Annotated in this window: 9 protein-coding genes and 1 other RNA gene; 7 read left to right on the forward strand and 3 right to left on the reverse strand. The window is 35.0% G+C overall.

Features of this window, described 5'->3' with window-relative positions; all coding sequences use genetic code 11:
* Positions 1-18 precede the first annotated feature (18 nt).
* A complete protein-coding gene (locus HM990_RS05355; RefSeq protein WP_178987950.1) occupies positions 19-1,164 on the forward strand; it encodes a cysteine desulfurase family protein in 1,146 nt (381 codons plus the stop codon).
* On the opposite strand, the gene HM990_RS05360 is transcribed toward HM990_RS05355, so the two are convergent.
* The 3 genes from HM990_RS05360 to HM990_RS05370 all read right to left on the reverse strand — a co-directional run bounded on the left by HM990_RS05360 (position 1,154) and on the right by HM990_RS05370 (position 7,567).
* Complete coding sequence (locus tag HM990_RS05360) at positions 1,154-3,007, reverse strand: T9SS type A sorting domain-containing protein (RefSeq protein WP_178987951.1); 1,854 nt, start codon at positions 3,005-3,007, stop codon at positions 1,154-1,156. The genes HM990_RS05355 and HM990_RS05360 overlap by 11 nt on opposite strands.
* 158 nt (positions 3,008-3,165) lie before the next feature.
* Positions 3,166-5,634: a TonB-dependent receptor gene (locus tag HM990_RS05365; RefSeq protein ID WP_178987952.1), complete on the reverse strand. Its 2,469-nt coding sequence runs from the start codon at positions 5,632-5,634 to the stop codon at positions 3,166-3,168.
* Between the two features lie 244 nt (positions 5,635-5,878).
* Positions 5,879-7,567: a M23 family metallopeptidase gene (locus tag HM990_RS05370; protein ID WP_178987953.1), complete on the reverse strand. Its 1,689-nt coding sequence runs from the start codon at positions 7,565-7,567 to the stop codon at positions 5,879-5,881.
* A gap of 454 nt (positions 7,568-8,021) precedes the next feature.
* Between HM990_RS05370 and HM990_RS05375 the strand changes: the two genes are divergently transcribed.
* The 6 genes from HM990_RS05375 to HM990_RS05400 all read left to right on the forward strand — a co-directional run bounded on the left by HM990_RS05375 (position 8,022) and on the right by HM990_RS05400 (position 13,382).
* Positions 8,022-8,312, forward strand: coding sequence for a hypothetical protein (locus HM990_RS05375; RefSeq protein WP_178987954.1), 291 nt, complete (start codon positions 8,022-8,024; stop codon positions 8,310-8,312).
* Between the two features lie 21 nt (positions 8,313-8,333).
* Positions 8,334-8,621, forward strand: coding sequence for a cell division protein ZapA (locus HM990_RS05380; protein ID WP_178987955.1), 288 nt, complete (start codon positions 8,334-8,336; stop codon positions 8,619-8,621).
* Positions 8,622-8,678: 57 nt separating this feature from the next.
* Positions 8,679-8,825: non-coding RNA, 6S RNA (gene ssrS / locus HM990_RS05385), on the forward strand.
* A gap of 139 nt (positions 8,826-8,964) precedes the next feature.
* A complete protein-coding gene (rny, locus tag HM990_RS05390; RefSeq protein ID WP_178987956.1) occupies positions 8,965-10,542 on the forward strand; it encodes a ribonuclease Y in 1,578 nt (525 codons plus the stop codon).
* 186 nt (positions 10,543-10,728) lie between these two features.
* The gene (locus HM990_RS05395) at positions 10,729-12,402 is read left to right on the forward strand and encodes a C1 family peptidase (protein ID WP_178987957.1); all 1,674 of its coding nucleotides are present in this window, start codon (positions 10,729-10,731) and stop codon (positions 12,400-12,402) included.
* Positions 12,403-12,497: 95 nt separating this feature from the next.
* Positions 12,498-13,382: a pentapeptide repeat-containing protein gene (locus HM990_RS05400; protein ID WP_178987958.1), complete on the forward strand. Its 885-nt coding sequence runs from the start codon at positions 12,498-12,500 to the stop codon at positions 13,380-13,382.
* Positions 13,383-13,415: the final 33 nt, after the last annotated feature.

Raw genomic sequence — 13,415 nt, forward strand, 5'->3', positions numbered from 1 at the left:
AGCAAAGACGAGTTATATATGAAGCAAGTATATTTGGATAACGCAGCTACAACTTCTATAAGACCAGAAGTTATTGACCGTATGACGAAAGTTTTACAGAATAACTATGGAAATGCATCCTCTACGCACAGTTTTGGTCGCTCGTCTAAAGCACTTTTGGAACAATGCCGGAAAAATATAGCTTCATATTTCAATGTGGCTGCATCAGAAATTGTATTTACTTCTGGAGGAACGGAAGCCGATAATCTTGCGCTACGAAGTACCGTTAGAGATTTAGGCGTAACCGAAATCATCACCTCTAAAATAGAGCATCATGCTGTTTTACATACAGCGGAACAATTACAAAAAGAGTATAACATAACGTTGAAATTTGTAAATGTTGACGACTGTGGCGTAATTATTTACGAGCATTTAGAAGAATTACTACAATCGGGTAACAAATCTGTAGTTAGTTTAATGCATATTAATAACGAGGTTGGAAATATTTTAGATATTAAGCGTGTCGCAGAACTTTGCAAAAAATACAATGCCATGTTCCATACGGATACCGTACAATCCGTTGGTCATTATAAAATAGACTTACAAGCGATACCTATAGATTTTCTAGCAGCAAGCGCTCATAAATTTCATGGGCCAAAAGGGGTTGGTTTTTGTTTTATCAGGAAAGAATCTGGATTGAAACCAATGATTTTTGGTGGCGAACAGGAGCGAGGCTATAGAGCTGGTACAGAATCCATCCATAATATTGTTGGTATGGATGAAGCCTTAAAAATTGCTTATGCAAACCTTGAAAAAGAAAAGCAATATGTTTCAGGTTTAAAATCTTATTTCATTCAACAGCTAAAAACGCATATGCCAAAAGCAAGTTTTAATGGCGGTTGCTCAGACGAGATTAATAGCACTTATACCTTGGTTAATGTGTGTTTGCCCATTGCTCCAGAAAAAGCTGCGATGCTTCAATTCCAACTCGATTTAAAAGGGATTGCTTGCTCAAAGGGGAGTGCGTGCCAAAGCGGGAGTAACCAACAATCGCATGTGTTGACTGAAATTTTGAATGAAGAAAAATTAAAGCAGCCTTCTGTCCGTTTCTCTTTCAGTATTTATAATACTAAAAAAGAATTAGATTATGTCATTAATGTTTTAAAGACATTTGTTAATTCTTAACGATGATCTTCTTAGATTTTGCTTTAGTGTTTGAGTACATAGATACGTTTACAACATACACGCCATCACTCAAATTCAATGTAGATAAATTGTATTGCTCCTCAATAGCATTGTAATTACCTTTCAAGATTTGTTTTCCGGCAACATCAAAAATTTCTACAGATTTAATATCTAAACTATTCGGATTTTGAACCGTAAGTTGATGTTTACCATTATCTTGAAGAATAGTTAAAGATGTGATATCTAATTCATCAATACTCAAAGTGCTTTCTGTGGTAAATACAATTTCGAAGCGATCTGTGTAGTTGCCAGCATCCAAGTTAATATGGTAATTCTGGCTATTTAAGTTCACATAAATATCAGTTTCAATATCATGGATATAAATGTTTTGATTGGTATCAAAATTCTGTATGTCGTAAATACCAAAGCTGATTGGTTGTTGTTCCTCAACTTCAAGGACCAATGGAATCTTTAAATTAACATCAAAACTATGAGCTTGTATAACATAAGCATCATTATTCTGAATCCAATATGCATCAGATTCAACCTCACTAGGTCGTTTTGCTTCTAAGCCATAATCAAATCCTTCAGAAGCCGAATCATGAAAGTTGGCAAGTAATTCTCTCGAATATAATTCGTTAAAACTTACAATCATTCTGAATCTCTTGTAATCATCTGGTACTATAAAATTCCCATTTTCATCATACTGATTAGTTGCATCTGTATCTGAAGTACTAACATTGGCACTTCTAAAAAACTGACTGTTTGCTGCGGTTTCTTTAACATAATCTCTATGACTATTTTTTACATAGACTAATGAGCCAGGTGCGATACTTTCAGCACCTTCTACCATAAAGCCTTGCCCAACTGGAATATAACGTCTTGCTACTCTTCCTCCTGTGCCATTAGGCGGCGTTGCTGCAGGAGAACCATCACTTAAATAAAAAATCATGGTTGCAGGTACAAACGATTCTACAATATTATCGGAGCCATCAGGTTCTGTACAAGTGTATGATGCATAACCACCAACATAAGTGTCTAAATAGTGCGAATTAGAATTCGTTACGTCTTGCTCCCAATAATAAATGGCACCTGTTGTGCCTGCAGGTGGTGCATTAACTTCATCTAAATTGGTATTTTGTGGATCCCATAAAAAATCTGCAGCATCAAGCGCAGAAGGATAAGGGTTGCCAATTAGTGTAAACTGTTCTGCTGCAATGGAGTTTGTAATAGTACCATTATTAGGCTTACCTCTAAAGTCGTAATTTTGAATAATTGTTCCACCATTAGGTCCCATTCCTTTCATTGTAAACCCTAAACCTGTAGTAACATCTATATTTGGATTTCCAGGATTAGTAGCTGGAATCCATTCACTATACTCATCAGAAGTTACAAACATCCATAACCAACGTGTGGAAATTGTTAAAGGACTTGACGAGCCATCATAAGCACTAGTAAAAATAGCATCATTGCTATCAATAGGATCTAAAGTGCTTAAAAGAGGATCATCTACTTGATTAATTTGAAAAGCATTATTTGTAAGTGTATTAGATAGTACGCCTCCAACTGGAGAACACCAATAATGGTAAGCAAATTGATTCACTTCACTATTCTGATAAACACTAAGTTCTCCTACACCAGAATTTCCAGTCGTACCTGTCCCTTGAATGAGTTGGGATTCATCCCTTAAATAAATTTTTGAATCTGCTTCTTCAAGATTGACATCGTCGTTAACAAAAAGCACTTCATCGTTAACAAAGACAAATGCATCATTCCGTACACTCAATTGTGCGAAAGAAAAGGAAAAAAATAGCATTAAACAGGCAAAGAAAGAAAGTTTCATATTCTTAAATTTTTGCACTAAAGTTTAGTAGGGTAACTAAAAGTGAATTAGTGATTTACAAACTTAACGAAATTGTAATGCATAGAGCGTTCGATAATCGTCGAAATTGGTAGTTCCACTAAAAAACCAAGAAACTATATTCAAATTCTTAAGAAAATTTAGAATCTAGCAGACAATCGTACATTAAAAACACGAGGTGTTAAATAATTGGGAATGGCATACTGGGCTTTGGAATAAACATCCCTTACCCAAGTATTGGTTATGGAATTCTGGTTGTTGAACATGTTATAGATTTCAAACCCAATGGAGAGTTCCTTAACTGATTTTTTCCATTTGGCATCATAGGCTTTTTCAGGGTTGACCAATTGGTACGAAATTCCTAAATCAGCACGTCGATAATCGCGTAAGCGGAGTTGATAAACGTAAGGGTCTGCATAACTAGGCGAACCACCAGGAACTCCTGTGTTGTAAACCAAATTTAAATACATCTTTAAGTCTGGCATATTCGGTACATAATCCTGAAACAAAGCACCGAATTTTAACCGTTGGTCGGTCGGTCTGGCAATATACCCACGATTGTCAATGTTTTCTTCAGTTTTCAAATACCCAAAACTAAACCAGGATTCTGTGCCAGGCACAAACTCGCCATTCAGTCTTAAGTCCAGGCCATAAGCATATGCTTTGGCATTATTGTCAGCGCTGTAACGAATTCTAACGTTTTCCAGTGTATAAGGATTCACGTCCGTCATGCCTTTATAATAAGCTTCAGTAACCAATTTAAAAGGTCTTTCCCAAATTTCAAAACTGTATTCGTTTCCTACAACGATATGAAAGGATTGTTGTGCTTTTACGTTAGGTTGCACTGTACCGGAAGAATCTCTCAGCTCCCTATAAAATGGTGGTTGGTAATATAAGCCACCTGCGATTCTAAAAAGCATGTCTTTTTCCCAATCTGGTTTTATGGCAAATTGAGCTCTTGGACTAACCACAGTTTGTGTTTTACTATCTGAAATTCCATCGCCACTCACATTCCAAGTATGTGTTCTTACACCTGCATTGAAAAATGCTTCGTGTCCATTCCAATCCGTTTGTTTACTGTATTGTGCAAAAGCTTGAAGTCTGTTAATCTTTATAAAATTTAAAGCTCTTATGTTTTCAAACGCCGTTAATGGTCCTGTAAACTGTTCGTAAGGTTGCGGATTAGGCTCACTAAATCGTGGTGGTCTTATTGAGAAGCCTGCGGAATCAATGACTTCGTATTCTACCAAACGATCTCTAATATCTTCATGTGTATATTTTACAGACCATTCAATGGTGCTTTCGTCATCAACTTTGTAGTCGCCTCGATGCTCTGCATTGACAATAAATGCATCTAAATCGTTTCGAGCGTGTGTGAGTTGGGAGCCAATACCTTCACTAAACTCCACTTCCCCTAAATTTTCATCTCCAATATTGGTATTGACTTCGCCTAATCGATATTGTGCCAATATGTCGAAATATTCTTGTTCAGTGGTATGGTAAGCCGAAGCAATAAGTTTTAACGTTAAATCATCTGAAGCGAAATAATTGGCCTTAAAAGCTCCGAAATAGGTTTGGTATTGGTCATTTTCCTGACCGTCATAAAACACCAAAAGTGCCACAGGATTTTCTAAAGTCCCGAAATTGGTCTGTCTGTTCTCAGGTTGAAAATTGTATTTGTTCAAGGATATATTCCCTAAAAAATTCAAATGGAATTTGCTCGAAAAACGATAAGTCAAATAGGTTTGCGCATCAGCAAAAACGGGTTCTACATTGCCCTCCGTTTCGAGGCTATTCAGCAACAAGCTATTATCTCTATAACGCACACCTGCAATCCCTGAAAATTTTCCATCTTTTGAAACGGTTTCGGCAGTAACGCTTCCGCCCAACAAACTTAAATCGGCTCTAATGCCAAAATCTACAGGATTTCGATACGTAATATCTAAAACCGATGATAACTTATCGCCATATTTCGCCTGAAAACCGCCAGCAGAAAAATCGACATTATGTACCATATCTGTATTCACAAAACTCAAACCTTCTTGGTTTCCAGAACGAATAAGGAATGGTCTATAGACTTCAATTTCGTTCACATAAACTAAATTTTCATCAAAATTTCCACCTCTTACGGAATATTGGGTACTTAATTCATTCGAAATGTTAACACCTGGTAAGGTTTTTAAGATGTTTTCAACACCAGGTTGGGCGCCTTTTATAGTTCTTAAAGTTGACGGATCAATGGATACGACGCCTTCAACATTTAATCTCGTATTCGTATTAATAACAACGGTTGCTATTTGTTCTATTTCGACTAGCATCACAGGATTGTATTCAATTTCCTGTCCATTTTTTAAATTAAATTTCTGCTCTACCCGTTTGTGGGAAACATGAGTGAACTCAACTGTTACTTCAACATCAAAAGGCACTTTAAGTTCGTAAAATCCATTGCTATTGGTTGCTGTACCTTCGCCTGTATTAGCCTTAATGTTAACGCCTTCAATCGGCATATTGGCTTCGTCTAAAATAACACCTCTAATGGTAGCAGATTGTGAAAAGGAAAGCAGACTAAAAAGTAAGCTCAGTAGGATAGTAAAATGTAAGCGTTTCAAATAATTTAGTTTTTCTTAGTTCAGTTAACGTGAAATTTAGATTCTTATTTTCAAAAAACACCACTAAAGTCCCATCAAGGGGACAATTTAACGAAGTGATTTTGAGGATAGAATAACCACATTATTTCTGACACAAAATATAGATACCTCCTAGTTTGCTAATTTTATACTTTAAATTTTTCAGCATCTATAAGCATCTATGTTCTTGGTTCTAGAAGCATAAGCGGTCTTGATTCTTAATTTCCTATTTTCTAAAAAATGTTGCTTCAAATGTAGAACTATTTCCAACATTATCCGTAACAATTATTTTTAATTCGTTCTTGGTATCTTTAACGATGTTATCATTAAAATCATGTGTTAAGGTATTGGTTTTATAATCGTATTCCATTAAAATCCATTTACCGTTCACAGTGGCCCTATATTTACTTATTCCAGAAAGGTCGTCATCAATCTTTACTTTTAAGTAACGATATTTACTAATCCATTTTTTATCTTGAAAGTTAATAGGCTTTATAGTTGGTGGTACGGTATCTGTAGCAAGTGCAAAGGTTCCCAAAGATTTGGTCCTAGCTGTTAATATATTGCCTTTACGTGAGCTAGATACATAATACGGTTTCCAATAATTGCCATAATATCTGGCAACAAATAATTTTTCTTGATGCTCGCTTTTATAGTTGCTTAAATCGTAATTGATATAAAAATTCTTTTGCATTGGAATTCTATCTTCGTCTAGAAATAGTGTATCAGAATTCACCCTAAAATTTATATAGGTATCATCGTACAACGTATTTTCATAGAATTTTACATTTATAAGTCCAGAATTTAAAGTCGTTGCTTTACTGCTGTAGACCAAAGCTTTTTCAGAGGTATCTATGAAATCGTCTTGCTCTATAGTTTCAGGTTTTCCCTCTATAGGAATGGTAACCCAAGTCTCATTTTTATGGTAATCATTTATTTTTATCTTATAAACGGATGCTGTACTGTCTTCCACTAGAACAAAACCATTGTCATAAGCATCTTTATAAAGGCTTAATGGATTGTTCTGTTCAATGAATAACTTTTGAATTTTGGATTTGTTACTTTTATAATAGTCGTAATCCACGTAGCGTCTGATGTGTTTGGATTCATCAAAACTGAAGCGTTTAAAATCGACTTCGAGACTTTTATTGCCATTAAAAAAGGTCTGAATGTTACTGACGCCATTATTATTTGGGGCTAAATCTTGCTTGTCATTAGATACCACTCCAAAACCGATATTGCCATAAGCTGTTATTTTTTCAACGTCATATGCGCCTTCATCTTTTGGAATCAGACGTAATTCAACGCGTTCATTTTTACCATTAATAGTGGAAGTTCCATCTTTAGGGTAGGCAAATACAGCAGAAACATAAGGTGCTTTGGTATCTTTGACTTGCATACCAAAAAGTAAAGGGTTCATTGGTCGCTCCTGATTATCCCTGATTTCAAAATGCAAATGCGGTCCACCAGAGCTTCCTGTATTGCCAGAATAACCAATCACTTCGTTGGGTTCTACCAAGAGTTCTTCAGAATTAGGGAAAACTTCAACTTCAAAACTTTCTTTTTCATATTGACACTCCTTAATAAAATCCTCTAAACGTTTGGAAAACTTTTGAAGATGACCATAAACCGTTGTGTAACCATTTGGATGCGTAACATAGAGTGCCTTTCCGTAGCCAAATTCAGAAATTTTGATTCTACTCACGTAACCTTCAGCAGCTGTATAAACTTTTAAACCTTCCCTTTGCTGCGTCTTAATATCCAACCCACCATGGAAATGAGTGGAACGCAATTCAGCAAACGAACCAGCAAGCACCAATGGAATGTCTAATGGATGCCTAAAATAATCCTGCGGATATTCCGATTGTCCATAAACAGAGCATGTGAGTAAAAAGAAGAGCAAAAATTGTTTCATATAATAAGCTAAAATATAAATTCGATATCGATTTGCAAATGTAATTAGTTTATAAATTTTGAAGCGCTGGTCTTACAATTTATATCACCTGAAATAAATAGTTTTCTTTTCTCACGTGAATCTAGTAATGCGCTTATAGTCAGTAAATTAAATTTTAAATATAAAGGAAAATATTGATTTTAAGTCTATTAAAACAATAATTTTAAGAGCTACACCTTTGATTTCACTTTTTTACTATGACCTAACATTTCATATAAATGAAAGCGGATAAACACGACGGCCTTAGCTTTGCAAAGCGCTAGAGTTGGATGCTTAAAGAATTAAATTTGTTCTTTTATAATTATTGACATCTTAGTTAACTATTTTAGTTTTAAAATTTAAAAAATAATCTTAAAAGAATTGTGTTTTGTCGTTAGGTATGTTAACTTTGTTTCAATAGTATTGAATTGTTTTAATGAGTAAAATAGAAGACATTGTTGATGCATTAGAGAATAAAATCAGTAAGATTTTACATAAGCAAGAGGTTTTAAAACAGACCAACGCTAAACTCTCAGACCAATTAGAACAACAACAGCAAAAACTTCTGGAGCAACAAGATGAGATTTCTGGTTGGATTGAAAAACATGATACACTCAAAATGGCAAATTCAATGCTTGGTAGTGACGAAAATAAACGAGAAACAAAGCTCAAAATAAATGCACTTATTAGGGATATTGACCATTGTATTGGGCAACTATCAGAATAAAGTTGTAAATTTAGACGTTATATGTCAGAACAATTAAAAATTAAACTTTCTATTGCCAATAGAGTTTATCCATTAACGATAAATCCGAGCCAAGAGGAAGGTTTACGAAAAGCCACAAAAAAAATTGAGGCTATGATTGGACAATTTGAGCAGAATTACTCTGTAAGGGATAAGCAAGATGTTTTAGCCATGTGTGCTTTGCAGTTTGCGGCTCAAGTAGAGCAAAAGTCAATAGATAAAGAGTATGTGAATGAAGAAGTTCAGGAAAAGTTAGAAGCTTTAAATGAGTTGCTGCAAGCACATATTTAACTCGTACGTTCTTTAAAATAAAAGGTTACTGCCTACATTAGTTACATTTTTTGATAAACTCAACGATCAATTCTTTAAAAAGGGTGAGTTTAAGTTGTAAAATCGTGCCGCTAGTGCTTTGTGCTGAACTCGTTTCAGTATCCAAAGTATCTCAGGCGGATTTTTGATCAGCTTGTTAGCCCTAAACTTGTTTTTAAGGAGTTTATACAAAACCGATAACTGATGTAGGCTTTTTTTTTATAGCAACTTTAGTTTTGGTAAAAACTAATTAGTTGAGCTTATTCCAACTTTCAGTTGGAAACTTTAAATGTTTTACCTAACACCAATAAACTAAACAGTAAATATGGACACTAACACAATTATGTATATAGTTGGAGGCGGAATAGTAGGAGTAATACTAGGATATGTAATCGCTAAATCTTTAGAAAAAGGAAAGGCTTCTAAATTAATTGCGAATGCAGAAAACGAATCCAAATCAATTATAAAACAAGCAAAGTCTGATGGTGAGTCCATCAAGAAAGATAAAATGCTTCAGGCAAAGGAGAAATTTATTGAGCTTAAAGCAGAGCACGAAAAAGTAATTTTTTCTCGTGACAAAAAAATGGCAGAAGCCGAAAAACGCATTAGGGACAAAGAATCCCAAGTTTCCACTGAGCTTAATAAGACGAAAAAATCCAACCAGTCTTTAGAATCTAAAATAAAAGATTATGACTTTAGGTTGGAGCATCTTGAAAAGAAACAAGAAGAAGTAGAGAAAGCGCATAAAAGTCAAATAAAGCAATTAGAGGTCATTTCGTCTTTGTCTGCTGAAGAAGCCAAAGAACAATTAGTGGAATCGCTTAAAGAAGAAGCTAAAACCGATGCTCAAGTATTTATACAAGATCACTTGGAAGAGGCGAAATTAACAGCTCAGCAAGAAGCTAAGAAAATTATAATCAATACCATTCAGCGTATCGGTACAGAAGAAGCTGTTGATAACTGTGTGTCTGTTTTTAACATAGAATCTGATGATGTTAAAGGTAGAATTATCGGTAGGGAAGGAAGAAACATTAGAGCTATTGAAGCGGCAACAGGTGTTGAGATTATTGTAGATGATACACCAGAAGCCATTATCTTGTCTTGTTTTGATTCCGTACGACGTGAAATCGCGCGATTATCGTTACATAAATTGGTAACCGATGGTAGAATACATCCTGCACGTATTGAAGAGATTGTTAGGAAAACAGAGAAACAAATAGAACAAGAAATTATCGAAGTTGGTAAGCGAACGGTTATCGATTTAGGAATTCATGGTTTACATCCTGAATTAATAAAGATGGTCGGTCGAATGAAATACCGTTCATCTTACGGACAGAACTTACTCCAACACTCGCGTGAAGTCGCAAAACTTTGTGGTGTAATGGCTGCCGAATTAGGCTTAAACCCTAAGTTGGCTAAACGAGCAGGATTATTGCACGATATCGGAAAAGTACCATCGTCTGAAACTGACGTAGAAACACCTCACGCTATTTTAGGTATGCAATGGGCAGAAAAGCATGGTGAAAAACCAGAAGTTTGTAATGCGATTGGAGCGCACCACGACGAAATTGAAATGACAACATTATTGTCACCAATAATCCAAGTGTGTGATGCTATTTCTGGAGCACGACCAGGCGCCAGACGACAAGTACTGGATTCTTACATACAACGTTTAAAGGATTTGGAAGATGTTGCCTTTGGTTTTGTAGGCGTAAAGAAAGCTTATGCCATACAAGCCGGTAGAGAATTGCGAGTTATTGTAGAAAGTGAAAAAGTAACGGATGACAGAGCAGCCAGCTTATCTTTTGAGATTTCACAAAAAATTCAAACCGATATGACGTATCCTGGACAAGTAAAGGTTACGGTAATTAGAGAAACTAGAGCGGTTAATATTGCTAAATAAAATAACGAATATATTTATCATAACTAAAATCCGGTTTTATACCGGATTTTTTTATGCCATTTTCTAATGATTATGAGGGTAGGATAAATAAAGTTAAATTTTTCTGAATTTTTATGATGACATATTTAATAGATGTCGATGTATGTGTAATACGAACAATTAAATCGAACTATTAAATCAATTATTATGAAAAAAATTAATTTCTTTTTGTCTGCAATTTTAGCATTGCAATTATGTTTTTTTGTCAGCTGTGACAAAGACAGTGAACCTTTTGAAGAAGAAGAGCAACCACAAAGTGAATTCGCACTAGGATGGAATGGACAAGATGATTTAGGTACTATTCCTACATCAACCAATTTTAGTTTCGGAAATTCCAGCTTGCCATCTTCGGTAGATCTTGTACCTAAATTTCCGCCAATAGGCAATCAAGGAAGTTATGGTACGTGTGTGTCGTGGGCAGTAGGTTATAATATTAAAACCGCTTTAAATGGAATGAGTAATGGATTGTCTTCTTCCCAATTAGCGTCTCCGTCCAATCAATTCAGTGCTAAAGACTTATTTACGGCCATTCCAGACAGCCAAAAAGGTACAGATTGTAACGGAACTAATTTTACAGAAGCGCTTGGCGTACTTCAGAACAGAGGTGTTGCTACTGCACAAACGGTACCTTATACAAATTTAGGAAACTGTTCTAGTAGCAATGTGCAATCAAGTTGGACAACTGAGGCGAGTCAAAATAAAATACAGTATTGGAGAAAAATAGATGCGAGTATTCAGAGTATTAAGCAGAATTTGGTAAACAACGTACCTGTTATACTTGGTGCGAAATTAGCAGATAACTTTATGAGCTGGAATAGTGACGTTGTTTTATCATCAAGCACCTCTTATAATAATGTCGGACAGCATGCTTATCATGCCATGGTCATTGCTGGTTATGATGATAACAAAGGGGCAAATGGTGCCTTTAAAGTTATTAATTCTTGGGGTGATACTTGGGGCGATTTTGGATACATTTGGATAGATTATAACTATATGATGAATGAATTTTGTACCAGTTATAACGGAGACAAACCTTTGTTTATAGCATCAGACCAAGAAGGTGGTGGCGATAACAATCCACCAGATGATGTCGATCCTGTTACTACAGGTGTTGATTTAGCACCATGGGTTTTTGCGGATTATTCGAATTATAATTTTAGTGGTATTCCAACCGAAAGAGTGATTGATTTTAATATCTATAATATTGGAAACCAAACCGCTTCTGCGAGTGACGACTGGTCTATCTATTACATTTATTTTAATGCATTCAACGCTAATGATTATGGTGTTATTTATTACGATGAATTTAACACCTCAATTGCGCAGAACACGTACGATTGTCCAACTGCTGATAATTGTGTCTTTAACCTTGATATTCCTTCTGGTAACAGTTTTACACAAACAGCTTGGGGACAGGAAAGTCAGATAAGAACGTATTACATGCCAGAATTATCTGGGTATTATTATTTGGTACTTATTGCTGATGCAGAAGATAAATTTAACGAACAAGATGAAATGAATAACCTGTTCTATACGACGTTAGATCCAAAATATTTTGATTACGGTTATAGTTCAAGACCATCTTCCCAACAAGGTGATGGAAGCCAGATCAGTCAGTTTAATTTTGCTAACAATCTTGAACCAAACCTACAGAACCTGAAGAAAAATGAGCGTCAAACTGCGGTTACGGACAACTTTAAAAATGCCTATACCCAAAAGGAAATTTTAGAGTTCATCAAAAAGGAAAAGAGAAATGGAAATATTGATAGTAAGATTGATGAGCATATCCAACGTACCAAGGATAAGTACTATGGTAATTAAGTTTTTATAATAAAGAATGTTTCAAGCCTATGTACAATAATTTGTTGCGCATAGGCTTAGAAACTTCATCTTAAAATAATACTAAATACAAACACATGAAACATTTCATTTTGGCATTGGTTGCTTTGGTTCAATTATCTTGCGCAACCCAAAATTCTTCAAGCAACGAAGATAAAAGCATAAAAAAAATAATACTATCAGATGAGCCAGTTTACGTTGAGAATAAAACGATTGATGAGCCCATAGATTTTACGTCGTATTTTGAGACACATCAAATTAGTGAAGGTGTTTATCAAGTCGATATAAAATCGGGTGTTACGTTTAAAAAATGCGTTTTTAAAAAGCCAGTAAGTGCTTTTAGAAAAATGGACAATGGAAGTATTGTCTTAACTTCTTTTCAGGGAAACGTCACTTTTATTGATTGTTTTTTCGAAGAGGACGTGAATTTTAGAGGAAGTAGTATTAACGGTAGAATAGATTTTACAGGAACAACGTTTGATAAGAGTGCTAATTTTGAAGAATTAAATTGTCATGAAAATGCATTTTTCAATAAATGTATTTTTGAAGGATCCTTGCGGTTTCAAAATGCATTTTTTAATCAAAAGGCCAATTTTATGAGTGCTGAGTTTTATGACTCCACCAGTTTTCAAAATAGCTTGTTTAATTCCGAATTACAATTCAGTGCTGCGAAGTTTTTTAAATACACTGATTTCGCATTGATTGACTGCAGAGGTAAAGTGCTTTTTAATTATACTGAGTTTAGGTATAAAGCAGATTTTAGCCATTCTATATTTGTTCAGGATTTTGATTTTGTCAACACAAAGAACCATACGACGAGTTTTAACAACTGTAGATTCTTGGGAAAAGTAAGATTTAATAATTTGGAAGTTATATCCGCTTTTAGTTTAAAGGATAGTTACTTCATGTTGGACACTCCAAAAATTGATATTGATTCAGAAAAACTGATGTTTTCAAAATAAATCCAAACCAGCAATAGGCAATGCACTTTTCTT

Source organism: Winogradskyella schleiferi (genome assembly GCF_013394655.1).
Taxonomy (GTDB): domain Bacteria; phylum Bacteroidota; class Bacteroidia; order Flavobacteriales; family Flavobacteriaceae; genus Winogradskyella; species Winogradskyella schleiferi.

Coding starts and splice junctions, on each gene's coding strand:
- HM990_RS05400 (WP_178987958.1), top strand. CDS start 12,498: ATGAAACATTTCATTTTGGCATTGGTTGCTTTGGTTCAATTATCTTGC.
- HM990_RS05355 (WP_178987950.1), top strand. CDS start 19: ATGAAGCAAGTATATTTGGATAACGCAGCTACAACTTCTATAAGACCA.
- HM990_RS05395 (WP_178987957.1), top strand. CDS start 10,729: ATGAAAAAAATTAATTTCTTTTTGTCTGCAATTTTAGCATTGCAATTA.
- HM990_RS05380 (WP_178987955.1), top strand. CDS start 8,334: ATGTCAGAACAATTAAAAATTAAACTTTCTATTGCCAATAGAGTTTAT.
- rny (WP_178987956.1), top strand. CDS start 8,965: ATGGACACTAACACAATTATGTATATAGTTGGAGGCGGAATAGTAGGA.
- HM990_RS05370 (WP_178987953.1), bottom strand. CDS start 7,567: ATGAAACAATTTTTGCTCTTCTTTTTACTCACATGCTCTGTTTATGGA.
- HM990_RS05375 (WP_178987954.1), top strand. CDS start 8,022: ATGAGTAAAATAGAAGACATTGTTGATGCATTAGAGAATAAAATCAGT.
- HM990_RS05360 (WP_178987951.1), bottom strand. CDS start 3,007: ATGAAACTTTCTTTCTTTGCCTGTTTAATGCTATTTTTTTCCTTTTCT.